Annotated in this window: 23 protein-coding genes; 8 read left to right on the top strand and 15 right to left on the bottom strand. The window is 71.8% G+C overall.

Going from position 1 to position 24,867, the window contains the following annotated elements; genetic code table 11:
• Window positions 1-66 precede the first annotated feature (66 nt).
• Window positions 67-1,593, top strand: a complete 1,527-nt coding sequence (locus E6P78_RS23785) for an immunity 49 family protein (protein WP_136205662.1) — start codon at window positions 67-69, stop codon at window positions 1,591-1,593.
• A 12-nt stretch (window positions 1,594-1,605) separates the two neighbouring features.
• Here the strand turns inward: E6P78_RS23785 and E6P78_RS23780 are convergent, their stop codons facing one another.
• Both E6P78_RS23780 and E6P78_RS23775 read right to left on the bottom strand, forming a co-directional pair.
• Window positions 1,606-3,348 carry a pyruvate dehydrogenase gene (locus E6P78_RS23780; protein ID WP_136205661.1) on the bottom strand — a complete coding sequence of 581 codons (1,743 nt, stop codon included), beginning with the start codon at window positions 3,346-3,348 and terminating at the stop codon, window positions 1,606-1,608.
• Between the two features lie 111 nt (window positions 3,349-3,459).
• Complete coding sequence (locus E6P78_RS23775; RefSeq protein ID WP_136205660.1) at window positions 3,460-5,106, bottom strand: protein phosphatase 2C domain-containing protein; 1,647 nt, start codon at window positions 5,104-5,106, stop codon at window positions 3,460-3,462.
• 367 nt (window positions 5,107-5,473) lie between these two features.
• Between E6P78_RS23775 and E6P78_RS23770 the strand changes: the two genes are divergently transcribed.
• Entirely contained in the window at window positions 5,474-6,475 is a 1,002-nt protein-coding gene (locus E6P78_RS23770) for a LuxR family transcriptional regulator (protein ID WP_136205659.1), read from the top strand.
• 80 nt (window positions 6,476-6,555) lie between these two features.
• Window positions 6,556-7,038, top strand: coding sequence for a DUF456 domain-containing protein (locus E6P78_RS23765; protein ID WP_168712689.1), 483 nt, complete (start codon window positions 6,556-6,558; stop codon window positions 7,036-7,038).
• Here the strand turns inward: E6P78_RS23765 and E6P78_RS23760 are convergent.
• Together E6P78_RS23760 and rsgA are read right to left on the bottom strand one after the other, a co-directional pair.
• Window positions 6,963-8,393, bottom strand: a complete 1,431-nt coding sequence (locus tag E6P78_RS23760) for a DNA-3-methyladenine glycosylase 2 family protein (RefSeq protein WP_136205711.1) — start codon at window positions 8,391-8,393, stop codon at window positions 6,963-6,965. The genes E6P78_RS23765 and E6P78_RS23760 overlap by 76 nt on opposite strands.
• 81 nt (window positions 8,394-8,474) lie before the next feature.
• Window positions 8,475-9,647, bottom strand: a complete 1,173-nt coding sequence (gene rsgA / locus E6P78_RS23755) for a ribosome small subunit-dependent GTPase A (protein WP_136205658.1) — start codon at window positions 9,645-9,647, stop codon at window positions 8,475-8,477.
• Window positions 9,648-9,979: 332 nt separating this feature from the next.
• On the opposite strand from rsgA, the gene E6P78_RS23750 reads away from it, so the two are divergent.
• A complete protein-coding gene (locus E6P78_RS23750) occupies window positions 9,980-10,480 on the top strand; it encodes a DUF5949 family protein (RefSeq protein ID WP_136205657.1) in 501 nt (166 codons plus the stop codon).
• A 142-nt stretch (window positions 10,481-10,622) separates the two neighbouring features.
• Here the strand turns inward: E6P78_RS23750 and E6P78_RS23745 are convergent, their stop codons facing one another.
• From E6P78_RS23745 to E6P78_RS23720, 6 genes are all read right to left on the bottom strand, one after another.
• On the bottom strand, window positions 10,623-11,030 hold the full coding sequence (locus tag E6P78_RS23745; RefSeq protein ID WP_136205656.1) for a rodlin: 408 nt from the start codon (window positions 11,028-11,030) through the stop codon (window positions 10,623-10,625).
• Between the two features lie 123 nt (window positions 11,031-11,153).
• Window positions 11,154-11,333 (bottom strand): hypothetical protein, encoded by a 180-nt coding sequence (locus tag E6P78_RS23740; RefSeq protein WP_136205655.1) that lies wholly within the window; start codon window positions 11,331-11,333, stop codon window positions 11,154-11,156.
• A gap of 235 nt (window positions 11,334-11,568) precedes the next feature.
• Complete coding sequence (locus E6P78_RS23735; RefSeq protein ID WP_136205654.1) at window positions 11,569-11,979, bottom strand: rodlin; 411 nt, start codon at window positions 11,977-11,979, stop codon at window positions 11,569-11,571.
• 163 nt (window positions 11,980-12,142) lie between these two features.
• Window positions 12,143-12,433: a hypothetical protein gene (locus E6P78_RS23730; RefSeq protein ID WP_136205653.1), complete on the bottom strand. Its 291-nt coding sequence runs from the start codon at window positions 12,431-12,433 to the stop codon at window positions 12,143-12,145.
• Between the two features lie 233 nt (window positions 12,434-12,666).
• Window positions 12,667-12,858, bottom strand: a complete 192-nt coding sequence (locus E6P78_RS23725; RefSeq protein ID WP_276607230.1) for a chaplin — start codon at window positions 12,856-12,858, stop codon at window positions 12,667-12,669.
• A 330-nt stretch (window positions 12,859-13,188) separates the two neighbouring features.
• Window positions 13,189-13,590, bottom strand: a complete 402-nt coding sequence (locus E6P78_RS23720; RefSeq protein WP_136205651.1) for a rodlin — start codon at window positions 13,588-13,590, stop codon at window positions 13,189-13,191.
• Between the two features lie 381 nt (window positions 13,591-13,971).
• On the opposite strand from E6P78_RS23720, the gene E6P78_RS23715 reads away from it, so the two are divergent.
• Window positions 13,972-14,781: a chaplin gene (locus tag E6P78_RS23715; protein WP_136205709.1), complete on the top strand. Its 810-nt coding sequence runs from the start codon at window positions 13,972-13,974 to the stop codon at window positions 14,779-14,781.
• An 85-nt stretch (window positions 14,782-14,866) separates the two neighbouring features.
• On the opposite strand, the gene E6P78_RS23710 is transcribed toward E6P78_RS23715, so the two are convergent.
• From E6P78_RS23710 to E6P78_RS23685, 5 genes are all read right to left on the bottom strand, one after another.
• Complete coding sequence (locus E6P78_RS23710; RefSeq protein WP_136205650.1) at window positions 14,867-15,802, bottom strand: dihydrodipicolinate synthase family protein; 936 nt, start codon at window positions 15,800-15,802, stop codon at window positions 14,867-14,869.
• Window positions 15,799-16,806, bottom strand: a complete 1,008-nt coding sequence (locus E6P78_RS23705; RefSeq protein WP_136205649.1) for an ABC transporter ATP-binding protein — start codon at window positions 16,804-16,806, stop codon at window positions 15,799-15,801. The genes E6P78_RS23710 and E6P78_RS23705 overlap by 4 nt, the downstream gene beginning before the upstream one ends.
• Window positions 16,803-18,776: a dipeptide/oligopeptide/nickel ABC transporter permease/ATP-binding protein gene (locus E6P78_RS23700; RefSeq protein ID WP_136205648.1), complete on the bottom strand. Its 1,974-nt coding sequence runs from the start codon at window positions 18,774-18,776 to the stop codon at window positions 16,803-16,805. Before E6P78_RS23700 ends, E6P78_RS23705 begins: the two co-directional genes overlap by 4 nt.
• A 1-nt stretch (window position 18,777) precedes the next feature.
• Window positions 18,778-19,728, bottom strand: a complete 951-nt coding sequence (locus E6P78_RS23695; RefSeq protein WP_136205647.1) for an ABC transporter permease — start codon at window positions 19,726-19,728, stop codon at window positions 18,778-18,780.
• Between the two features lie 137 nt (window positions 19,729-19,865).
• Window positions 19,866-21,461 carry an ABC transporter substrate-binding protein gene (locus tag E6P78_RS23685; RefSeq protein WP_136205646.1) on the bottom strand — a complete coding sequence of 532 codons (1,596 nt, stop codon included), beginning with the start codon at window positions 21,459-21,461 and terminating at the stop codon, window positions 19,866-19,868.
• A gap of 168 nt (window positions 21,462-21,629) precedes the next feature.
• On the opposite strand from E6P78_RS23685, the gene E6P78_RS23680 reads away from it, so the two are divergent.
• The 3 genes from E6P78_RS23680 to E6P78_RS23670 all read left to right on the top strand — a co-directional run bounded on the left by E6P78_RS23680 (window position 21,630) and on the right by E6P78_RS23670 (window position 24,848).
• On the top strand, window positions 21,630-22,349 hold the full coding sequence (locus E6P78_RS23680; RefSeq protein ID WP_136205645.1) for a FadR/GntR family transcriptional regulator: 720 nt from the start codon (window positions 21,630-21,632) through the stop codon (window positions 22,347-22,349).
• Between the two features lie 183 nt (window positions 22,350-22,532).
• Window positions 22,533-23,534, top strand: a complete 1,002-nt coding sequence (locus tag E6P78_RS23675) for an acetylxylan esterase (RefSeq protein WP_136205708.1) — start codon at window positions 22,533-22,535, stop codon at window positions 23,532-23,534.
• A gap of 15 nt (window positions 23,535-23,549) precedes the next feature.
• Window positions 23,550-24,848, top strand: coding sequence for a GDSL-type esterase/lipase family protein (locus tag E6P78_RS23670; RefSeq protein ID WP_240799352.1), 1,299 nt, complete (start codon window positions 23,550-23,552; stop codon window positions 24,846-24,848).
• The last annotated feature ends 19 nt before the right edge of the window (window positions 24,849-24,867 follow it).

The raw sequence follows: 24,867 nt of genomic DNA, 5'->3' as shown, positions 1-24,867 counted from the left end.
GGTGCCAAGAGGGCGGCCCCAGGCTCCACATGACGCCTCGTCAGGAGTGGTTTATAGGGTCACCAGGTGAACCGAGACGACCGTCACCACGCCCCTGACCTCCCCCTCCCGGACAGCCCCGGCCACACTCTGTCGGCGGCGGACCTGCTGCGCGGTGTGCACGCACGGTTGCTGCCCACCGCTGCGCTGACGCCTGAGATCGCCGGCGCCATGCGCTACGCCCGCGTGGTGGCCGACGGCCTCGTCTTCGCCTATGCCGTGGACACTCCGACGTCCGTACGCATCGTCACCGACCCGGATGTGGCACGCGTCGGTCTGGAGGAGCTGGGCGAGGCGGCGTACGCGAACCTGATGCGCGTCCCCGTCGAACACGAGGAGATCACCGTCGAGGGTCGGGCGCCGCTGCACTCGGTGTACGGCGACTCCCACTTCGTCGCGAGCAAGGCGCTGTTCCTGTCCGAACTGTCCCACCAGGTCACCGGCCGGCCGCTGCCCGACGCCGGAGCCCTGGTCGTCGTCCCGACCCGCCACCTCCTGGCGTTCCACCCGATCACCGACGGGACCGTGGCCGACGCGGTCAACGACCTGGCCGCGTACGCGCTCGGCGCCTACGAGGACGGCCCCGGCGAACTGTCCCCCCGGCTCTACTGGTGGCACCGGGGCGGCCTGACCGCGCTGACGGCCATCGACGAGGAGACCCGGACCTTCTCCGTCCAGCCGTCCCCGGAACTGCTCGACCTCATGAAGGGCCTGGTCCGTCTCGACCGGGCCGGGCGGCTCGCCGGACGCGCCACGGCCCCGGACGTCGGGGAGTCGGCGCGCACCACGGCCGACGCGGTGGCCCGGCTCGCCCAGGCGCCTGCCGGACTCGGTGACGCCTTCGCATCGACCCTCGTGCTGAGCCATGCCCACTGCGCCGCCGACCCGGACCTGGCGCGCCTCGACGGCTGGAACGCGTGGGCCACCGCCGTACAGCTCGGCTCGGCGCTGTTCACCGGTGCGCGGGCCCAGAAGTGCTACCTGGCCGACGACGTCGTACGGAAGCTGCCCGCGACGCCCGCCGAGCCGCCGGCGGACGCCCGCGCCTGGCTCGACGCCTTCTACCTGAGCCTGGTGTGCCGCGACCGGGACCGGACCGGCCGGCTCTGCCGGGTTCCGCTGGAGGCGTTGCGCGCGGACGACTCCGTCGACGCCTACGTCCTGCACTGGATCGACACGCTGCGGACGTACTGGGGCAAGCGCCCGGCCGACGAGGTCGTGGAGAAGCTGCTCGCCACCATGCAGACGTCCGCGCCGGAGTCCCTGGCCCGGGCGCCGAAGGACTTCGTGAACCTGATCGACTATCAGCCGGTCGCCCTGTTCCACCGCCTCTTCACGGGCGAGCAGACGGCCTTCGCCGAAGCGCTCAGCGAGGCGGTCACCCATCACGGCAGCTACTGGGGCGACTCGGCGGCGCCGCGCGCCCGGGTGGCGCTCGGCCCGCTGGCGATGGCGTGCCTGGCGTACGACCACGGCTTCCCGGTCGCCACGAAGCGCCCGTACCTGCCCGCGTACCTGCTCGACCGGCAGCGCGTCGAGACGATCCCCGGTTAGGAGCGAGCCGCCCTAAGGGCGGGGCACGTTGCGGAGGTTGGAGCGGGCCATCTGGACCATCCGGCCCACCCCGCCGTCCAGCACGATCTTGCTGGCGGAGAGGGCGAAGCCGGTCACCATGTCCGCGCTGATCTTCGGCGGGATGGAGAGGGCGTTGGGGTCGGTGACGATGTCGACGAGCGCCGGCCCCTTGTGCTTGAAGGCGTCCTTCAGGGCGCTCTGAAGTTCCTTGGGCTTCTCGACGCGTACGCCGTACGCCCCCGCCGCGCGCGCGACAGCGGCGAAGTCCGGGTTCTTGTTGGTCGTACCGAAGGACGGCAGTCCCCCGACCAGCATCTCCAGTTCGACCATGCCCAGCGAGGAGTTGTTGAACAGCACGACCTTGACCGGCAGGTTGTACTGGACGAGGGTCAGGAAGTCGCCCATCAGCATGGTGAATCCGCCGTCGCCCGACATCGAGACGACCTGCCGGTCGCGGTCCGTGAACTGTGCGCCGATGGCCTGCGGCAGCGCGTTGGCCATCGAGCCGTGGCTGAACGAACCGATCACCCGCCGCTTGCCGTTGGGCGACAGATAGCGGGCCGCCCATACGTTGCACATGCCGGTGTCCACGGTGAACACCGCGTCTTCGTCGGCGAGTTCGTCCAGCACCGAGGCCACGTACTCGGGGTGGATCGGAATGTGCTTGTCGACCTTGCGGGTGTATGCCTTGACCACGCCCTCCAGGGCGTCGGCGTGCTTCTTGAGCATCCGGTCGAGGAACTTGCGGTCGCTCTTGACCTTGACCCGGGGCGTCAGACAGCGCAGCGTCTCGCGGACGTCGCCCCAGACGGCCAGGTCGAGCTTGGACCGCCGCCCGAGGCGTTCGGGGCGCACATCGACCTGCACGATCTTCACGTCGTTGGGCAGGAAGGCGTTGTACGGGAAGTCCGTGCCGAGCAGGATCAGCAGATCGCACTCGTGGGTGGCCTCGTAGGCGGCCCCGTAGCCGAGCAGCCCGCTCATGCCGACGTCGAACGGGTTGTCGTACTGGATCCACTCCTTGCCGCGCAGGGCGTGCCCGACCGGGGCCTTCACCCGCTCGGCGAACTCCATGACCTCGGCGTGCGCGCCGGCCGTGCCGCTGCCGCAGAACAGCGTCACCCGTTTGGCCTCGTCCACCATCCGGCAGAGCTTGTCGATCTCGTCGTCCCCCGGCCGCACGGTGGGCCGCGAGGTGACCAGGGCGTGTTCGATGGACTTCTCCGGGGCGGGCTGCGAGGCCACGTCACCCGGCATGGAGACGACGCTGACCCCGCCCTGGCCGATCGCGTGCTGGATGGCGGTCTGGAGCAGCCGGGGCATCTGCTGCGGGTTGGAGATCATCTCGTTGTAGTGGCTGCACTCCTGGAAGAGCAGCTCGGGGTGGGTCTCCTGGAAGTAGCCGAGGCCGATCTCGCTCGACGGGATGTGCGAGGCGAGGGCGAGCACGGGGGCCATGGAGCGGTGGGCGTCGTAGAGGCCGTTGATGAGGTGCAGGTTGCCCGGGCCGCAGGACCCTGCGCAGGCCGCCAGGGTGCCGGTGATCTGCGCCTCCGCGCCGGCCGCGAACGCCGCCGTCTCCTCGTGCCTGACCTGGACCCACTCCATGCCCGCGCGACGCCGGATGGCGTCGACGACTGGGTTGAGGCTGTCGCCGACGACCCCGTACAGGCGCTTGACGCCCGCCCGGGCGAGGATGTCGACGAACTGCTCCGACACGTTCTGCTTGGCCATGGGTGTCGCACTCCCTCTGCCTGGGCTCCGTGGCGTTCGGCTGTCCGGGACGCGGGGCGCGAAACCCCGGACGGACGGTCTTCGGAGTCCATCAACCCACGGCGTGCGCTGTTACGCCTCCCAGACGCCGACCGCCGTCCGGTCGTCGGCGTACCCCGTCACCCGGATCTGGGTGTCGGCGAGGAAGGCCCCGAGGCCGGGCGCGGCCACGGGTGACCAGCGCGCGGCGAGTTCGTCGGCCAGGGCCGGTTCGCCCCGCAGCGGCTCGGCGAGACCCGTGCCGCACAGCAGCAGGGTGTCGCCCGGCCGGGCGACGGAGGCCCGGAAGCGGAACGGTTCGGCAGGGGGCGGGAGCGGGTCCTCGACGTACGGGGCCGGGCCGGTGGGGATGCCCAGGTCCATGGTCAGCCGGTCGCCGTCGGGCCCGCTCTCGGGCGCGGAGGAGCCGAAGCCGACCACGGGCTCCCCGGTGAGCGCGGCCACCGCGGGCACATCCGGTTCGAGGTCCTGCCAGCTGCCGTCCCGCAACCGGAAGAGCCCGCCGTTGCCGACGCCGAAGAAGACCCGGGTGCGGCAGTCGGGGTCGGCGGACAGCAGCAGGCAGCGCAGGCTCGCGGTGTACGCGTCCGGCTCCAGGCCGAGTTCGGCGGCGCGGGCCCGCAGCTTGCCGTAGCCCCGGTCGGTGAGCCGGTGCAGCCCGGACTTGAGGTCGGCGCGGCGGCCCGCCCTTATGTCGTCGGAGAGCCGGGCGTGGCTGCGTCCGACGGCTTCGCCGATCCAGCGGCAGGCGTCGGCCGCGGCCGGGTGCGCCCCCTCCGCGCCCCGGGTGGCGCCGGCGACGGCGACGAGGACCAGGGCGCTGTCACCGGTCCCGAAGCGCGCCGTCAGCAATGCGTCGCGGCGCGGCTCGCCCCGGAACCGCGCGGAGTCACCGCGCACGGACGCGGCGCGCAGGGTGTACGTCCCGTACCGGGCGCCGTCCAGCACGGTGTCGGGACCGAGCCTGTCGAGCTCGTACGGGTCGGTGGCGGGCAGCGCCGTGGGCTCGGCGTCGTAGGTGGGCGGCCGGGCGCCCACATGGGCGACCAGGGGCCGGGGCGTGGGGGCCGCGTCACCGGCCGGCCCGTCGTCGGCGGCCTCCTCGGCGGTCTGCCCGGGACCTGCCGGCCGGTCGAGGACGGGGCGCCTGGGCAGCGGAGGGGCCCCGGCGATGCGGGGATCGGCGGGGGCGGGCGGCTCGGGCTCGGGCTCGGGCTCGGGGGGCGGCGGCCCCGGGAACGTACGCGGCTTCACCGGGCCGGCCAACGGCTCCCACGGGGCGCGCACGGGCTCCCGCGGCGAGCTGTCCGCCATCCGGGTGACGGGCGACGGCGCCACCGACGGCCCGGAAGCCACCCCGGGCACGGACGTCTCTCCGGGCCCAGGCGTCTCTCTCGGCTCCGACGCCTCCCCCGCCTCAACCGCCTCCCCCAGCTCCGGCTCGGGTGCCTTCCTCAGCTCAGGCTGGGGTGCCTCCCGCGGTTCCGGCGCGGGCACCTCCCTCAGCTCCGGCTCGGGCTCCTCCCGAGGTTCCGGCACCTCCGGGACGGTCTCGTGGGACGGGCGGCCGCCGGGCGCCACCGTGTCGGATGCCGAGTCGAAGCGGTCGTCGAGACTGTCGGCCGCCTGGCTCGCCCCGGTGTCCGGGGCGGATTCGTCGTACAGCCTGCGCCACCAGTCGTCCTCGTGGGCGGCGGGCCTCTCCCCCTGCTGACTCATGCCCTTATTGTCCACCGCGCGGGCCGCGCGAAAACGGGCATCGGGAAAATGGTCCGCCGGGCGACCCCACCCCCCACGGGAAGGACGCCCGGCGGACCGGTCAGTGAGCGGGCGTCAGCGCCCGGCGCGAGCAGTGGCCTTGGACCCGGCGGACATATCGACCTCCCCGTACTAAACCGGGCGAGGCGGGGGCAAACGTACGCGTTCCGGGGGTTGTCGGGGCCACTGTGCCGCCACCTTGGCAGAGTGACGTGCGGTACGGGGATGATGTGCGCGGCGGGTTTACGCCGTGGCCGCTTTCCGCCACGGACGGCCGGCCGAGGTCACGCCAACACGCGGAAATGCTGCGTCCGGGGAGGGATCGGGGATGCTGGGAGCCATAGGTCTCGACGAGAGGCAGGAGTCGGCCTACCGCGCGCTCGTGGCGCTGGGGGCCGCCGAGGTCTCCGATCTCTCGCACCGGCTGGCGCTGCCCGAACGGGACACGGAACGGACGCTGCGCCAGCTGGAGCAGCACGGTCTGGCCGCCCAGTCCTCCGCCCGCACGGGCCGGTGGGTCGCGGCGCCGCCCGGGGTCGCGTTGGGCGCGCTGCTCACCCAGCAGCGCCACCAGCTGGAGCAGGCGGAACTCGCGGCGGTGCTGCTGGCCGAGGAGTACCGGGCGGACGCCGCCGAACCGGCCGTCCACGACCTGGTCGAGGTGGTCACCGGGGCGAGCGCGGTGGCCCACCGCTTCCACCAGCTCCAGCTGGGGGCGGTGAGCGAGGTGTGCGCCCTGGTCACCGGCAAGCCGATCGCGGTCAGCGGTCTCGACAACGAGTCGGAGGAACAGGCGGCCACGCGCGGGGTGTCGTTCCGGGTGGTGATCGAGCGCGAGGTGCTGGGCCTGGAGTCCGGAATCCTGGAGCTGTCGGCGGCGCTCAGCCGCAACGAGCAGTGCCGGGTCGTCGACCGCGTCCCCACGAAACTGGTGATCGCCGACGGGGCACTGGCCATGGTGCCGCTGACCGGCCGGGGTGCGGAACCCGCGGCGCTGGTCGTGCACGCCTCGGGGCTGCTGGAGTCGCTGACGGGGCTCTTCGAGGCGGTGTGGCGCGAGGCGATGCCGTTGCGGCTCGGCGAGAGCGGCGCGGTCCAGGCGCAAGCGGGCGGCCCCGACCCGACGGACCTGGAGATCCTGTCGCTGTTGCTGGCCGGCCTGACCGACGCGAGCGTGGCCAAGCAGCTGGACCTCGGGCTGCGGACCGTGCAGCGCCGGGTCAAGGGCCTGATGGAGCTCACCGGCGTCTCGACCCGCCTCCAGCTCGGCTGGCACGCCTACGAGCGGGGCTGGGTCGCCCGCGAACCCCGCGCGCGCTCCTTGCCGTAACCGCCTCTGAGCTGCGCCGACGGCTCCTGGGGCGGCGGCGCGAACGGGCGGGACCGGCCGGTCTCCGGCAGGCTGGTCAGATGAGTGTGTGGCAGCTCGTCGCCGTCGGACTGGTCATGCTGCTCGGCCTGATCGGTGTGCTGGTACCGGGTGTGCCAGGACAGGCGATCGTCTGGGCCGCCGTCCTGTGGTGGGCGCTCACCGACAGGACGCCGGTCGCCTGGGGCGTCCTGATCGGGGCCACGGTGCTCCTCCTGCTCAACCAGGCGCTCAAGGCCCTGCTCCCGGCGCGCCGGCCCCGTGAGTCGGGGGCGCCGCGCCGGACGCTGACGCTGGGCGGGCTCGGCGCGATCACGGGCTTCTTCGTCGTCCCGGTCGTCGGCGCGGTCATCGGGTACGTCGGCGTGATCTACGGGGCGGAGCGGCTGCGCCTCGGCAGCCGGGGGGCGGGCTGGGCGTCGGTGCGCTCTGTGATGCGGGCGACCGGCTACTCGGTGCTGGTCGAACTCTTCGCGTGCCTGCTGGTGACGGGGGCGTGGCTGGGCGCGGTGGTCCGGGGCTGACCGTCCTGGCGCCGCGCCCGGCGTACGCCGTAGGAGCGCCACGGCCGCCAGCGGTGCGCGCCGGGTGTCTCGTACGGGTCCACGTCGGGGTCGCCCAGGCCGCGCATCCGGATCAGCGCGGCGGTGGTCGGGCCGATGCCGGGGAGCCGCAGGAGTGCCTGTTCGGCCTCGTCCCGGTCGGCGCCCGCGTCGAGCCGTAGGCCGCCGTCGGCGAGCGCGGCCGTGAGCGCCCGCAGCGACGGGTCGACGTCCGCGTCGGCGAGCGCACCCGGCTCGGGGAAGACGTGGGTCAGCCCGCCGCACGGCACGTCCAGGGCCTTGCCGTACTCGGCGACGAGTTCCCCGGCGGCCGGGTGGCCCACCAGGGCCCGTACGGCGAACTCCTCCGCGTCCGCCGCGCCCGGCGAGCGCAGGCCGGGCCGGGCGGCGACGTCCGGGGCGAGCTGCGGATCGGCGGCCAGCAGCTCGTCCACGGCGTACGGGTCGGCGTCCAGGTCGAAGAGGCGGCGCAGCCGCTGCACCGCCGTGGTCAGGTCGCGCAGGTCGGTGAGGTGGATGCGGGCGTCCAGCCAGTTCCCGGCGGACCGCTCGTCCACGGCGGCGATGGCGGTGCCGTACGGGAGGCGCAGGGTGCGCCGGTAGGTGCGGCCGCCCGGCTCCCCGCTGACCTCCTCGACGCGGGCGACCGTATGGGCGGCGATCAGGTCGAAGACATCACCGGCCGCGTAGGGGCCCCGGTGGGCGAGGCGGAGGGGGATGCCGGTGGTGCGCGCCTCCCGGACCGCCGCGCCGAGCCCTGTGCCGGCCTCCGCGCGCAGGGCGCTCGGGGTACGGGCGTAGATCTGCCGGACGGTGTCGTTGAACTGGCGGACGCTCGCGAACCCGGCGGCGAAGGCGATCTCGGTGACGGGCAGCGCGGTCGTCTGGAGCAGGACCCGGGCGGTGTGTGCGCGCTGTGCGCGGGCCAGGGCGACGGGTCCGGCGCCCAGTTCGGCGTTGAGCTGGCGCTGCACCTGACGGGGGCTGTAGCCGAGCCGGTGGGCGAGGCCGGGGACGCCCTCCCGGTCCACCACACCGTCGCCGATCATGCGCATGGCGCGCCCGACCACATCGGCCCGCACGTTCCACTCGGCGGAGCCGGGGACGGCGTCCGGGCGGCAGCGGCGGCACGCCCGGAAGCCGTTGCCCTGGGCGGCCGCCGCCGTCGGGTAGAAGCGGACGTTCTTCCGCTTGGGGGTGACGGCGGGGCAGCTCGGCCGGCAGTAGATGCCGGTCGTTTCGACGGCGAAGAAGAACTCGCCGTCGAAACGCGCGTCGCGGCTGCTCACCGCCTCGTACCTGGTCTCCTCGTCCATCACACCGTCCAGTGTGCGCCCCGGCGGGCACACCGCCTCGCGGTTTCCGGACGTCGACCAGGGCGCCCGGCTACCGCGCGGCTACCGAATCCGGCCGCGCTTGGCCTCCATCGCGGCCCGGCCCTCGGCGCCCTTGCGCTTCCAGTCGCGCTGGATCTCCGCCCGGACGCGGGCGTCGGTCTTGGCGACGATGCGCTCGTTCTCGCGCAGCAGCTTGCGGTAGCTGTCGAAGCGCCGCTCGGGCAGCGTGCCGTCCTCGATCGCGGCCAGCACCGCGCAGCCGGGCTCGGCCTCGTGGGCGCAGTCGTGGAACCGGCAGCCCTCGGCCAGGTCCTCGATCTCGGAGAAAACCTGCCCGACGCCGACCCCGGCGTCCCAGAGGCCGACCCCGCGCAGGCCGGGGGTGTCGATCAGGACCCCGCCCGAGGGCAGGACCAGCAGGTTGCGGGTGGTGGTGGTGTGCCGGCCCTTGCCGTCGACGTCGCGGGCCGCCTGGACCTCCATCACCTCCCTGCCGAGCAGCGTGTTGGCGAGGGTGGACTTGCCCGCGCCGGAGGCCCCGAGGAGCACGCTCGTACCGCCGGAGACGATCGCCGCGAACACGTCGACGCCCTCGCCGGTGGCGGAGCTGACCGGCAGCACCTGCACCCCGGGTGCGATGTCTTCGATGTCCTGGACGAGGTGGGAGAGGGTGACCGCGTCCGGGACCAGGTCGGCCTTGGTGAGGACGACGAGCGGCTCGGCGGTCCGCTCCCCCGCCCCGGCGGCGTCGCCGAGCAGCGCGTCGCCGCCGGCGCTGGACATGGCCAGGGCGAGGAAGCGCTCGACCCGGCCCAGGTCGAGCTCCACGGCCAGCGAGACGCAGATCGCGATGTGGTCGACGTTGGTGGCCAGCACCTGGCCCTCGGAGCGCTTGGACGAGGTGGAGCGGACGAAGGCGGTGCGCCGCGGCAGCAGCGTACGGACGAACCGCGGGTCACCGTCGGCGTCGACGGCGGCCCAGTCGCCCGTGCAGATGATCCGCATCGGGTCGCGGGGCATGACGAACGCGGTGTCCGCCCAGACCGTGCCCTGCGGGGTGACGATGTCGCACCGGCCCCGGTCCACCCGCACCACGCGGCCGGGCATCAGCCCCTGGGCGGCGTACGGGGCGAACTCGGCCGCCCAGTCGTCGTCCCAGCCGTACGCGGCGAGCGGGTGCGAAGCGGTGGAGCGGGAGGTGGCGGAGGAGAAGGAGGAAGACGGGAAAGACAAGGGAAACCCTTCACAGGGTGGCCCCGGCGGTGCGCGCGTCGGCGCGGAAGGTCCTGAAGGAGGTCAGCCGGTGGCCACGGGGGTGGGAACAGGGAACTTCGGCCTGTGGGCAGCGCCCATCGCAACGACCGTCGTCAATGTCCTCACCTCCGCATTCGTCCGTGTCCGGTACCGGCAGCCTGTCCGCCGTCCGTCTCGCCGCACACGATAGCCCCCGGTACTCCGGGTGCGTCAACGCATTATTCGGCCCGGCTCCGGGTTGTCACCAGTCATCCCCCGATCGGGTGATACGCATGGAGTTCGACCGGTCGCGGACGGTTAGGGTGCCGGACATGACCTCCCCCCAGACAGCCACCGGCACGTTCACCCAGGCCCAGTTGGGCACCCTCATCCTGATCGGCTGGAGCGGCGAGTACCAGCAGAGCGGCCGCGACGCCGCCTTCCTGCTCGCCTACTCGCTGGGCGACGGATCGGACGGCCCGGCGGCCGGCGAGCACGCCATGCACCTCGCGTTGCAGCGCAGCGGGCTCACCGTCGGCGGCGCCCCGGTGCGCGCCGACGAGACGCCGGGGCTCCCCGTGAAGCTCCTCGTCCAGGCCGGCCAGGCCGTTCTGACGCTGCCTCACTTCACCTCCCAGTACCCGGTGCCGCCCGAGTGGCTGGCGGCGGCGCACGAACAGGGCGAGGTGCACGCGATGTTCGCCACCCGCCCGTGGCCGCAGGGCGCCCCCGGGCTCCCGATCGGCGAGGCGGAGCTGCGGGCCTTCGCCGGTGACCCCGAGGTCATCGCGACCTCGGCACACTGCGTACTCCCGGTCCGCAGCCTCGGCTGACCCCCGGCCCCCATCGGTGAGGCCCACCACCCGCGAGGGGTGGTGGGCCTCGGTCATTCCGTATGTACACACGCGTCGCACAGGACGGACGACGCACGGCGGGCGGCCCGGAGGCCGGACCGCCCGCCGTCGGTGTACGGAATCAGTTGTTGCCGACGCCGTTCCCGGAGAGGACCGGGATGTCGTCCACCAGGTGCGACAGGGGCTCGTCGCCCTTGGCCTGGGTGGAGTTGTCGGCGCACTGCTGGTTCTGCGGGTTGGACAGGACGTTGACGTCCTGGACCGTAACCGGGACGAGACCGATGAGCGAACCCACGTTGGCCTTGATCGGGGCACCCACGCACAGCTTGTTCAGCGAGCCCTGGATGAGCTGCGCCTGCGGGCTGCCGTCGCCCCGGGTCACGCTGTTGCCGAACGAGCTGGCGGCGCCGTTGCCGTTGACCGACGTCGTGCCCCCGTCGTTACCGATCGCCATGGCCGCGGGGGCCAGGGCGGCCGACAGGCCGACCAGGGACACGGCCGCTGCCGCGCCGGCCATCATCTTCTTCATCACGCTTCACCTTTCGGAGCGTTCCGTTCTGGAACGTACTGATCAACCCCGCGCGGACGTTTCGGTTCCGCTGATCCACTCAAATGGGTTCGATCCCGCATAAGTTCGACAACCAGCCCGCCGTCAGCCCCGGCCGGCGTCGCCCGAGCTTCGCGCCGCGGGCACGAAACCGCCCGCGTGGCACGGGCCGGGCGCCGCGGGCTCGGCCGGGACCGGCTCGGCCCGCGCGGCCTGCCACTCGGCGAGGAGCCGGTCGTAGATCGGGGTGGCGCTTTCCGGGTGCCGACTGTCGTACTGGTCCATGAGCAGGCCCTACCCGTTACACCGGAATCCGGCCGCCCCGGCTACGGCAACCGGCCCAGCGGGCCGCCCGTTCGAGCGAGCGGACGGCCGCGCCCCGCCGGGACACACGCGTGGGGCCGGTGGGTTCCGGGCTGCCGGCTAGGCGGCTGCCCGGACCCACCGGCCCCACAGGTGCGTCAGGAAGGGCGAGGCACTTCGGGAACTACCCGTGTGTCAGGACCCGTTCAGGCACCGCTCAGTTGTTGGCGGCACCGTTGCCCGAGAGGATCGGGATGTCGTCCAGGATGTGCGACAGGGCCTCGTCGCCCTTGGCCTGGGTGGAGTTCTCGGTGCACTGCTGGTTCTGCGGCGAGGACAGGACGTTGATGTCCTGGACCGAGATCGGGACGACGCCGAGCAGCGAACCGACGTTGGCCTTGGCCGGCAGGGCGATGCAGGGCTTGTTGAGCGAGCCCTGGATGAGCGCGAACTGCGGGCTCCAGTCGCCGTGGGTGGCGGAGTTGCCGTACGACTGCATGGCGCCGTTGCCGTTGACCGTCGTGGTGCCCTGGTCGTTGCCGATGGCCATGGCCCCCGGAGCGACGGCGGCGGAGACGCCGACGATCGATGCGGCTACGGCTGCCGAGGCCATCATCTTCTTGATCATGAAACTGCCCTTCTGGTTTTCTCTGTGATGCCCGCCGGTGCCGAGCGCCCTGATCAACTCGGCGCGGGGGGAATGGTTGTGGCACTTCACTCGAAAGGTGCGCGCACACTCGAAAGGTGCGTACGCACTCGAACGGTGCGGGTGCCACGCCGTCGGTGCGAGGTCAGCGGGCGAGCGGGAGGCCGCCCAGCAGGGGCGCCGCGTCCTTCGCCGCTCCGGTGGCCTGGTCGGCGACCTTGGTGACGGTTCCGTTCTTGTGCAGGCTGTCGGCGGCGCCGCTGACGGTGTCGAGGACCGGGTCGACCGCCTGCGGCGCGGCCGCCACCACCTGGTTGACGCCTCCGTCGAGGCTGAAGCTGGGGGCCGTGGCGGTGGTGACGGCGAAGGCGGGGGCAGCCGTGCCGAGCGCAACCACGGAACCGGCGACGAGCGCGGCGGACTTCGCGTACTTCACTTTCGGGTTCCCTTCTGCAGCGGCGTCTGTTTCGGTCGCGTCCCCGCGCCGCACGAGCCTTCTTTAGCCGTGACTTCCGCCGCTTTCCCCCTGACTAACGACCCGATTGCGGCCGGGCAACTGGAAGGCCCGGCCTTTCTCGAAATCTCCGAATCCGGGCGCGCGGGAAAGCCCCGGAGCGCGGGGAGTGCGCTCCGGGGCTTTCCGTGCCGAGGAGAATCCGGCGGGGTGAATCAGCCGTTGGCGCAGACGTTGCCGAAGGCCGGGTTCAGCAGGCCGATGATGTCGATGGTGTTGCCGCAGACGTTCACCGGGATGTGAACCGGAACCTGGACGACGTTGCCGGACAGGACGCCCGGGGAGTTGACGGCGGCACCCTCGGCGCCGGAGTCGGCGAAGGCCGGGGCAGCGGCACCCATGGCCATGAGGGTACCGGCGGCGACGGCGGCGATCTTGGTGTACTTCACTTGAAACCCTTTCTTCGACGGAGTCCGGAGCGGCCACGGCTTTCGTGCCGCACGAGCGCGGACCTGATGGCTCGTAACCCCGCCGTTGTCATTCGTAACGATTTCGGACGGTAAGCGAAACTCTTCAACCAGAAGATTCTTCGAAGACCGCCCGAATGATGCAGTTCCGGTCAGCGATCGACGTTCCCGCCGGAATCAGCCGATTCCGGGCGGACACAGGGAGGGCAGCAGCAGGCCCGGGCCGCTCGGAGGAGGAACGCCGGCGGCCCGGGCCTGGTGACGGCCGGATCAGCTGTTGCCGACGCCGTTGCCCGACAGGACCGGGATGCCGTCCAGGATGTGCGACAGCGGCTCGTCGCCCTTGGCCTGGGTGGAGTTCTCGGTGCACTGCTGGTTCTGCGGGTTGGACAGGACGTTGACGTCCTGGACCGTAACCGGGACGAGACCGATGAGCGAACCGACGTTGGCCTTGAGCGGCAGGCCGACGCAGGGCTTGTTCAGCGAGCCCTGGACCAGGTCGAACTGCGGGCTGCCGTCGCCGTGCGTCACGGCGTTGCCGAAGGACTGCGAGGCGCCGTTGCCGTTCACGGAGGTCGTGCCGCCGTCGTTGCCGATGGCCATCGCCTGCGCGGCGCCGAGCCCGAGGATGGAGGCGGCGACAGCACCCGTAGCCAGGACCTTCTTGATCACGATGAACCCTTCTCGTACTGGAAGCCCCGTACCGGAGCGCCCTGCCCAACTCGCCCCCGGGCGTTTGGTTATCACCATTCACCCGAATGCTGGGAAGTGGCGGACGCCCGTGCGAAAGCGATCGAGACATACTGACGGAAATCGACAGCGGCCTCCTTACGCGTAGCCCGTACGGGTGGTCACAGGAAATTCACTGGTTTCACGTTTCTCACGCACGCGGGCGTCGTTATGGGTGTCGTCAAGCTCGCCCGCCGGGAGGCTCCCCAAGCATCACGGTCAGAACCGACGGCTGCTGCACCGCCTGACGAACGAACTGCGGCCGCGCGTCCGCGAGAAATGTCCCTAGGAAGGGCCCCAATGCGAAAAGCCTTGAGTAAAAGCGTGCTCGTCATGGCGGCGGCGTCAGGCATCCTGACCGCCTCCGGCGGCTACGCCTTCGCCGACGCCTCGGCCGACGGCGCCGCTGTCGGTTCGCCCGGTGTCGGGTCGGGCAACGTCGTGCAGGTCCCCGTGCACGTCCCCGTCAACATCTGCGGCAACACGGTCGACGTGGTCGGCCTGCTGAACCCCGCCTTCGGCAACGAGTGCGAGAACGAGGGCGGCGACGCGGCCCCCGGCCACGCGCAGGGTGCGGACGCCGACGGCGTGGCCGTCGGCTCCCCCGGCGTGCTCTCGGGCAACGTGGTCCAGGCCCCGGTCGACATCCCGGTCAACGCCTGCGGCAACACGGTCAACGTGGTCGGCCTGCTGAACCCGGCCGCCGGCAACGAGTGCGAGAACAGCGGCGGCGAGGTCGAGAACCCGCCGCACCACAACCCGCCCACCCACAAGCCGCCGCACCACAAGCCGCCGAAGCACCACGACGACGACTGCCCGCCCGGACACCACCACAACCCGCCGACCCCGCCCACGCACCACAAGCCCCCGCACCACAAGCCCCCGACGCACAAGCCGCCGACGCACCACAAGCCCCCGACGCACAACCCGCCCACGCACAACCCGCCCACCCACGCGTGGCACCCGCACAACCCGCCGACCCACACCTGGCACCACACCCCCAAGCACCACAAGCCGCCGCAGATGGCGCACACCGGTGCCAACGGCAACCTCGGCATCGCCGGTGGCGCCAGCGCCGCGATGGTGCTCGGTGGCGGCCTGCTGATGCGCCGCGCCCGCGCCGCGCAGAAGTGAGCTGACGCTCCCCCACGCACCAAAGGTCCGGCCCGACAGCTTTCGCTGTCCGGCCGGACCTTTTCGCGTCCGGCGTGCCGTCCCGTCAGATGGTGGCGATCCCCGCGCGCTCCAGGCAGGCGGCGATCGTGGCCGTCTCCTCGGCATCGAGCCTGCGCATCGGCGGGCTCATCACGTTGGTGGCGATGATGCCGCGCAGCATCAGCGCGGTCTTGAACGCGCCGAGCCCGGCCGCCGTGGCGGAGGCCGTGCCGGGGCGGGCGGCGCGGATGATGTCGAACAGTGCGACGAGGCGGTCCTGTTCGGCCCGGGCGGCGGCCCAGTCGCCGCGCACCGCTGCCTCGTGGAGCCGTACGTACCCGTGCGGGTCGACGTTGCCGAGTCCCGGTACCGAGCCGTCGGCGCCGCCCAGCATCATCGCGTCGACGACCAGCTCGTGACCGGTGAGCACGGAGAACTCCGGGAGCTCGCGGGCCCCGATGGCCAGCCGCCGGAACGAGCCGTCGTCGCCGCTGGAGTCCTTCACACCGGCCAGCACGCCGTCGGCGGCGAGCGGGAGCAGCAGTTCCGGGTCGAGCTTGCTGTGCACGCAGACCGGCACGTCGTACGCGAGGACGGGCAGGTCGAGGGCGGCGGCGACGTCCCTGAAGTGCCGGTCGATCTCCGTGTCGTGGGTGCGGGTGTAGAACGGCGCGGTGACGACGACGGCGTCGGCGCCGAGCTCCGCGGCGCGCCGGGCGCGCTCGATCGCCCGGTTGGTGGTGGTCTCGATCGCGCCGACGAGGACCGGCACCTGGCCGCCGGCCGCGGCGGTGATGGCCTCGATGACCCGGTCCTGCTCACCGGGGGTGAGGTAGGCGGTCTCGCCGGAGCTGCCGAGGGCGAAGAGCCCGGTGACACCGCCGTCGATGAGGTGCCCCACGACCCGCTCCAGGGAGGGGATGTCGAGCTCGCCGTCCGCGGTGAGCGGGGTGACGACGGGCGGGATCACTCCCGTGTAGCGGGGGGTTCGGGCGGTCATGCGGTGCTCCTTGCGGACGGTACGGGGGTCGGGTCCCCGGAGGGGGACGCGGGGGTCTGGGGGTGGACGCAGTGCCAGCGGTGCTCCCGGGGCCCGAAGGTCTCCGCCGGGAAGGCGGTGGTGCACGCGTCGTCGGCCTTCCAGCAACGGGTGCTGAACGGGCAGCCGGGCGGCGGGTTGGTGGCGGAGGGCACCGGGCCGGTGAGCACGATGCGTTCCGTCGCCTCCATGAGACTGGGCGTCGCGGAGAGCAGTGCCTCGGTGTACGGGTGCGAGGGGGCGCCCGCGACGTCGGCCGCGCGGCCCTCCTCGACGATGCGGCCGAGGTAGAGGACGGCGATGCGGTCGGCGAGGTAGCGCACGGTCTGGATGTCGTGCGAGATGAACACCATGCCGAGGCCGAGGCGTTCGCGCAGGTCCACCAGGAGGTTGAGGACCTGGGCGCGGACCGAGACGTCGAGCGCGGAGGTGGGTTCGTCGGCGACGATCAGCTCCGGTTCGAGGGCCAGGGCGCGGGCGATGGCGACGCGCTGGCGCTGGCCGCCGGAGAGCTGGCCGGGCAGCGCGGCCAGGGTGTGTCCGGGGAGGCCGACCAGGTCGAGAAGTTCCTCGACGCGGGCCTCGCGCTCCTCGCGGGTGCCGCGGCGGTGCACGTCGAGCGGGTCGCGCAGGATCTGGCGGACCGTGAGCCTCGGGTTGAGCGCGGTGGACGGGTCCTGGAAGACGACGCCGACGGCCGAGCCGAAGTCGTTCCGCCGCTCGGCGCCCGACATCGCCCACAGGTCCTTCCCGTGGAAGAGGACCTCGCCCTCGGTGGGCTTCTGCAGTCCGGTCAGGACCCGGGCGAGCGTCGACTTGCCGCAGCCGGACTCGCCGACCAGGCCGACGATCTCGCCCCGTTTGACCTCCAGGGTGGCGTCGGTCAGGGCGTGGACGGCGTCGCGGCTGAAGATGCCTCCGCTGCGTGCCTTGTGGCGTACGTGAACGCCGTTGAGCCTGATCACAGGGCGCTCCCTTCGAGCTTCTTCGCGGCGGCCTGGGCCGGGTGGTGGCAGGCGAAGCCGTGGTCCTTCGTGTCGCCGCGCCCGGTGATGACGGGGGCGGTGGTGCGGCAGAGGTCGGTCGCCGCACCGCAGCGGCCGGCGAAGCGGCAGCCCGCGCCGAAGCCCTGGGGTGCGGGGACGACGCCGCGGATCTGGTGGAGCCGCTCGGCACCGGCCTCCAGGGAGACGACGGAGCCGAGGAGGCCGCGGCTGTAGTGGTGGGCGGGGTCGGTGAGGACCGACCGGGTGTCGCCGACCTCGGCGAGCCGTCCCGCGTACATCACGGCGACCCGGTGCGAGAGGTCGCCGACGAGGGCGAGGTCGTGGGAGACCAGCACCATGGCGAAGCCGAGCTCGTCGCGGAGGCGGATGAGGAGTTCGACGACCTGGGCCTGGACGGTGACGTCGAGGGCGGTGGTCGGCTCGTCCGCGATCAGGAGGCGGGGGCTGCGGGAGAGGGCCATGGCGATGAGGACGCGCTGGCGCTGGCCGCCGGAGAGCTCGTGCGGGTAGCTGCGCAGGGTGCGCTCGGGCGAGAGGCCGACGAGCTCCAGGAGTTCGGCGGGGGTCTTCGTACCGCCGCGCGAGGTCAGCTGCTTGAGCTGGGTGCCGACGAGCACGGAGGGGTTGAGGGACGAGAGCGCGTCCTGGTAGACCATCGCGATCTCGGGGCCCATCAGGGCGCGGCGTTCCTTGGGCGGGAGCTTCAGCAGGTCCCGGCCGCGGTACATGATCTCGCCGCTGACCTCGGCGTTGCGGGCGAGGAGGCCCATGACGGCGAGGCTGGTGATGGACTTGCCGCAGCCGGACTCTCCGACCAGCCCGAGGGTTTCGCCCTCGTGGACGGTGAAGTTCAGCTTGTCGACGACCGGGATCTCGCCGTAGCGGTCCGGGAAGCGGATCGCCAGGTCGCGGACGACGAGGAGTTCGGCGGCGTCCTCGCGTACCGGTGTGATGGTGGGCTCGGTGGCGTTGATGTGCTGGGCGAGCTTGGCGAGGGCGGCGTCGATGTCGACGGTGGCGGCGGCCTCGACCGGGTCGGGTGCGGTGGTGGCGGTGGGGTCGGCGGCGGCGCGGGCGCTCTTGGGCGCGGCGGAGGCGTCGGTGAGCCCTTCGGAGAGGATGTTGAGCGCGAGGACGGTGATCAGCAGGGCGAGGCCGGGGAAGAAGGTGGCCCACCAGCCACCGGCCAGGAGGATCTGCCGGCCGTAGGACAGGACGCTGCCCCAGCTGGGGTCGGGGTCCTGCACACCGGCGCCGATGAAGGAGAGGCTCGCCTCGAAGATGATCGCCTCGGCGACCATGACGGTGGCGAACACCATGACCGGGGCCATGCAGTTGACGGCGACGTGGCGCAGGACGATGTAGCCGCGCCGGGCGCCGATGACCTTCTCGGCGGCGACGTAGTCCTCGCCGTACTGGGAGAGGACGTTGGCGCGGACGACGCGGGCGAGCGAGGGGGTGTAGACGAAGGCGATCGTGAAGATGATCACCGGGATGCTGGTGCCGAACACCGCGACGAGGACGGCCGCGAGCGCGATCGGCGGGAAGGACATGACGACGTCGAGGGTGCGCATGACCGACTCGTCGCCGAGCTTGCGCGAGGTGGCGGCGAGCGCGCCGAGCAGGGAGCCGGCGACCAGGGCGCAGGCGGTCGCGCCGAGGCCGATGATCAGCGAGTAGCGCGAGCCGTGCACGACGCGGGCGAACACGTCGCGGCCGGCCCGGTCGGTGCCGAACCAGTGCTCGCCGCTCGGGGCCTGGACGGGGTTGCCGGTGGCCAGCGGGTCCTGGGTGAGCAGGGGGGCCAGTACGGCGCCGAGGAGGACGACGATCAGGACGCCGAGGGCGACGCGGGAGGTTACCGGGAGGGCGCGGAAGGCGACGCCCGGTCGGGAGAGCTTCTTGGCCAGACGGCCCGTGGCGAACATGTCACACCGTCCTGATGCGCGGGTTGACCAGCAGGTAGAGCAGGTCGACGATGACGTTGACCACCAGGAACGCGATGGCGATGGTCAGTACGGTGCCCTGGACCAGGGCGACGTCGCCTCCGGTGACACCTTCGAGGATGAGTTTGCCCATGCCGGGCAGGTCGAAGATCGCTTCGATGACGACGGCTCCGCTGAGCAGGTAGCCGACCTTGACGCCGAGCACGGTGAGCGGGGTGACGAGCGCGTTGCGCAGCACGGAGCGGATGACCAGGAAGACGGGGAGGCCGTTGCCCTGGGCGGTGCGGACGTAGTCGCGGTCGAGTTCGGTGACCATGGCGGTGCGGATGAGGCGGGCGAGGGACGCCGCGACGGGCACCGCGAGGGACACGGCGGGCAGGAACATCGTGCGCAGCCAGCCGCCGAAGGAGTCGGCGATGTTGGTGTATCCGCCGGTCGGGAAGAGCTGGGTGTTCAGCGCGAACTGCTGGATGAGCAGGACGCCGAGCCAGAACGACGGGATGGCGACCCCGGCCATGGACAGGACCCGGAAGAGCTGGTCGGGCCAGCGGTCGCGGTACATCGCGCCCAGGACGCCGCCGAGGACGGCGAGGACGATGGCGATGACGAGCCCGAGGATGGTGAGCTGGAGGGTGAGCGGGAAGGCGGCGGTGATCCGGTCGATCACGGGCTGGCTCGGCGGGACGGTCGAGCCGAGATCGAAGTGGAGCAGCTGGCCGAGGAAGTGGAAGTAGCGTACGGGCAGCGGGTCGTTGAGCCCGTTGGCCTCGGCGAAGGCCTCCCGGGCCTCGGGGGTGGCGCTCTCCCCGAGCGCGTTGAAGGCCGGGTCGACCGGCGAGAACTGCAGCACCACGAAGACGAGCAGCGCGATGCCGAGGATCATCACCGGCATCATCGCGACGCGGCGCAGCGCGAGCCGGAGAAAAGCAACCATCGTCGGGTTCCTTGCGGTTGGGCGGTCGTCCGGTCCGGGACACCGGGGTGGTCGGGGTCCCGGACCGGGGTGTGGGGCGCGGGCGGGCCGCGCCGTTCGGGTGGCCGGGGGGGCGGCGGCCGTGGGCCGGGCGCCGGTCAGGCGCGGCCGACGTCCAGGAAGGACAGGCCCGTGGTGGGCAGCGGCTTGAAGCCGGGGAGCGCCTTCTCGTTCCAGGCGGTGGGGAGCTTGCGGTGCAGGATCGGGTAGAGCGCGGCCTCGTCGGCGACGAGGTCGGTCACCTCGGCCCACAGCTCCTTGCGCTTGGTCTCGTCGGCGGCCTGGGCGGCCTTGTCGAGGGTCTGCTTGACCTTCTTGTAGGCGGCGGACTTGGCCCAGCCGTAGCGGTTCTCGGGCCAGAAGCCGTAGTAGAACCAGCGCAGCAGCAGGTCGGCGTCGTTTCCGAAGACCGAGGGGTCACCGGGGGCGACGAGGACTTCGAAGTCCCCCTTGTCGACCTTGGCGTACTGGGCGGCGGACTGGGCGATGTTGAGGGTGGCCTCGATGCCGGCGGCGGCCCAGCTCTCCTTGATCAGCGGGGCGACGTCCTTGACCCAGCCGGTGTCGGCGGTCAGGAGGGTGAACCTGAGGTCCTTCACGCCCGCTTCGGCGAGCAGCTTCTTCGCCTTGGCCACGTCGTGCGTGTAGACGGTGGCGGCCTTGTGGTAGTCGGGGTGCGTGGCGGGGACGTAGCCCGTGGCAGCGGTGGCGTTGCCGACCATGGCGGTCTTGATGATCTTCTCGGTGTCCAGCGCGTAGTGCAGGGCCTGGCGCACCCGCTTGTCCGCGAACCGCTTGTCCGCGGTGTTGCACATGAGGAAGAGCAGGCCGAAGGACTGCACGGACTCGGTCTTCGCGGTGCCGGAGAGCCCCTTGACGTCGATGTAGGGGACGTCCTCGATGGCCTGGACGCGGCCGGACTGCATGGCGCTGACACGGGCCGACTGGTCCGATATCAGGCGCCAGATCATCTTCTTGGCCTTGGCGGGGTGCGAGCCGTTGTACTTGTCGTACGCCTCGAAGACGATCTTGTCCTCGCGGGTGGCGGAGACGAACTTGTACGGGCCCGAGCCGACCGGCTTGGCGTCGAAGGCCTTGGGGTCGGGCTCGACGATCTTCTTCGGAACGATCCGGGCCACGGCGATGCGGGACGGGAACAGTGCGAAGGGGTACTTGAGCTTGAACTCGACCGTGGAGGCGTCGACGGCCTTGACGGCGTCGATGAAGGGCACGAACTGCGCCATGAGGGAGGCGTTCTTCGGGTCCAGGATGCGTTCGAAGCTGAAGACGACGTCGTCGGCGGTGACGGCCGATCCGTCGTGGAAGGTCGCGCCCTTGCGCAGCGTGGCGCGGTAGGTGGTGGCGTTGATCTTCTTCGGCATCTCGGTGGCGAGAGCCGGCCGTGCCACGAGCGTTGTCGGATCGAGATCCACCAGGCCCTCGAAGATGTGCATATTGGCGGCGTACGGGGTCGCGCCCGAGGTGATCATCGGGTCGAAGCCGGTCGACAGCGGGTAGGACAGACCGGCCTCGATGAGGTCGCTGCCGCTGCCCTTGTCCGTCGAGCCGTTGGTGGTCGAGGACGGACCGCCGCAGGCGGACAGGCCTGCCGTGATGGCGGCCGCGGCACCGACGGCACTGGTGTAACGCAGGAAGGTGCGGCGCTCGACACCGGCTGATCTCAGCTCGGGCACGGGTCCTCCAGGGACTTGAGGTGGGGCGTCGTGGACGGGAAAAGGGGGCTGGCGCAGGTTCACGGGGGACCGCGGGACCTGAGCATCAGACGTCAGATGTCTGATGCCTTGATAGCGTGGGAACGTAGCTTGACAATCGAGAGGGGTCAAGAGGTGGGGAGTTCACATATGTCCGGAACGAGGCCCGGCCGGCAGTTGCTCCGGCAGGAAGTCGTCGACGGCATCAAGCGGTACATCCTCGAGGAACGGCTCCGTCCCGGCGACCCGCTGCCCACCGAGCCCGCCCTGTGCGAGGCGCTCGGCGCCAGCCGCTCCAGCGTCCGCGAGGCCGTCAAGATCCTCAACGCGCTGGACATCGTGGAGGTCCGCCACGGCCACGGCACCTACGTCGGCCGGCTGAGCCTGTCCGCGCTGGTGGAGAGCCTGACCTTCCGGGGCCTGCTCTCCCCCGACGACGACTTCCAGGTGATGGCCGACCTGGTCGACGTGCGCGAACTCTTCGAGCGCGGGATGGCCGACCGGATCGTCTCGCGGCTCAGCGCCGAACAGCTGGACTCGCTGGACGCCCTGGTGGCCACCATGCGCGAGACGGGCGCGCAGGAGGGCCACGGCTTCGTCGACGCCGACCGCGCCTTCCACGCCCTGCTCGTCGCCCCGCTGGGCAACGAGCTGATCGGCCAGCTCTCGATGGCCTTCTGGGACGTGTACACGATCGTCGCGCCGCACCTGGACGGTTTCACGCAGGCCGACGAGACCGAGACGATCACCGCCCACCAGAACATCGTGAATGCCGCCCGGGCCGGTGACAGCGCCGGGTTCATCAAGGCGCTCGGCGAGCACTACGCGCCCGTGCGGCGCCGGATCTCCGAGGCCCGCGCCCGGCGCTGAGCCGCCGGGCGCGCGTCTCGCGGCGGGCGGCGCCCACGGACGGACCCCGGGACGACCCTTGACGGCCGCCGCAGGCGGTGCCTAGGGTCCGTGTGCCGACAGGACATCTGACGTCATCCGTCTGATGACCGGTGCACGACCTCGCACATGGCACTTCCCGCCGCGCCCCAGGAGGGCACCTCCATGCCGTTGACGGACCTCTCGCTCGACGAATGCCGCGACTACCTGCCGCCGCTGCCCGCTCCGGCGGACTTCGACGCCTTCTGGTCCCGGACGCTGGACGAGGCCCGCTCCTGCGCGGCGGACAAGCCCGTGTTCACCGAGGTGGAGACCGGGCTCACCCAGGTCCGCACCTACGACGTGACGATCCCCGGGTTCGCCGGGCAGCCGGTGCGCGGCTGGCTGCGGATGCCGGCCGGGTCCACCGAACCGCTCGGCTGCGTCGTGGAGTTCCTGGGGTACGGCCGCGGCCGGGGCCTGGCGCACGAGAACCTGCTGTGGGCCTCGGCCGGCTACGCGCACCTGCTGATGGACACCCGCGGCCAGGGCTGGTCGGCGGCCGGCGGGGCCACCGCCGACCCGGACGGCGGCGCCTCCGGAGTCGTACCCGGCTTCCTGACCCGGGGCATCGAGAGCCCCGAGACGTACTACTACCGGCGGCTGTACGCGGACGCGGTGCGCTGCGTGGACGCGGCCCGCGAGCACCCCGAGATCGACCCGGACCGCGTCGTGGTGACCGGCGTCAGCCAGGGCGGCGGCATCACCCTGGCCGTCGCCGGGCTCGTGCCGGGGCTCGCGGGGGTGATGCCGGACGTGCCGTTCCTGTGCAACATCCCCCGGGGCGCCCGGATCGCGGGCCGCCCGCCGTACACCGAGATCGCCGAATACCTCAAGCTGCACCGGGACCGCACCGAGTCGGTCTTCACCACGCTCTCGTACTTCGACGCCGCACTGCTCGCCACCCGGGCGACGGCCCCCGCGCTGTTCTCCATCGCGATGATGGACGACATCTGCCCGCCCTCCACGTGCTTCACCGCCTACAACGGCTACGCCGGACCCAAGGACGTACGGGTCTACCCGTTCAACGGGCACGAGGGCGGCGCGGAATACCAGCAGCGGGAGCAACTGGCCTGGGTGGCCTCCCTGTTCGCAGGCCTGTCATCGGGGCAGGCCGGCCACTCCTGACCGGAGGCACCTTCCGTGCGCAGACGATCCATGCTTTTCGCCGCGGGCGCGGCAGCGCTGAGCACCCAGCTCGGCGGCCGCGCCTTCGCCGCTGCCTCGGGCAGCGGTCCGATCCTGGACCACGCCACCCCGGTGGACCTGGACGGCAGCGAGTACGTCGACCTGTCGAACCAGGCCGGCGTACTCGCCCCGCTCATGACGGGAACCATCGTCGTCACCTTCCGCACCACCAGCCACAACCAGGCGATGACGCTGATCAGCGCATCGGACCCGACCGCCCCCTCCTCCAACATCACGCTCAACCTGAGCGGCGGCGCCCTTCAGTTCTCCGTGCGCGAGAAGGGCGCGATCCTCGTGAATGTCATGACCAGGACACGTTATGACGACGGTGAACTCCACACCGTCGCCGTGACCGTCGACGCCTCGGGCACCCGGTTGCACGCCGGGGGCCGTACGGTCTTCGAGACGGCCTCGCACCCCTTCTTCGGCAGCGTCTCGAAGCTCACCGCCCTGTCGCTGGGCCGCAACACCGACAGCGACCACCCCGGCGGCGAGTGGTTCTGCACCGGCACCATCGAGCGGGCCGCGGTCTGGGACCGGGTGCTGAGCGAGAGCGAACTCGTCGCGCAGTGCCCGCGCCCCGACCTCGCGGACCTGGGCCGGCTCTCCGTCATCCTCAACAGCAACTCCCCGGCCACCTGGGTCATCACCGGGGACAGCATCACGCACGGCGCGCTGCACACCAACGGCTGGCGCAGCTACCCGGAGCACTGGACGGAGCGCGTCCGCTGGGAGCTGGGCAAGCCGAAGAACCGGGACTTCGTGATCGACTCCGGGGTGAGCGGCGCGTCCAGCGCCGAACTCGTCGCGCAGTTCGTCCAGCGGGTCACCGCCTTCTCGCCGCACGTGGTCTCGATCATGATCGGCACCAATGACATCGCGACGTCGGGCCTCGGCCTCGACACCTACCGGTCCAACCTCGTCTCGCTGGTGCGCTCCGTGCGCGCCCTGCCCGGCTCCCCGGTGCCGGTGCTCCAGTCCCCCAACCCCGTCGATCCGGCGAAGTGGCCGGGGCGGGTGGGGCTTTCGGGCTATGCGCGGGTCATGGGCGAGGTCGCGGCCCAGCAGAACACGGTCTTCGTGGACCACTACAACGACTGGCTGACCGGCAACGGCGGCCAGGTCCCCCTGTCCCTGCTCAGCGACGGGCTCCACCCCAACGAGCGGGGCCACCACCGCGTCGTCCTGAAGATGATCAAGGACCTGCGGATCTTCGAGGCGGACAGCCGGGTCTGCTCCCTGCACATCCCGTAGCCGGCGGCCGTCCGCCTCC

Origin of the sequence: Streptomyces sp. A0958 (assembly GCF_004795035.1) — a bacterium.
Lineage (GTDB): Bacteria > Actinomycetota > Actinomycetes > Streptomycetales > Streptomycetaceae > Streptomyces.
The sequence above is the reverse complement of the archived record's forward strand: the minus strand, read 5'-3'. Positions and strand labels throughout refer to the sequence as shown.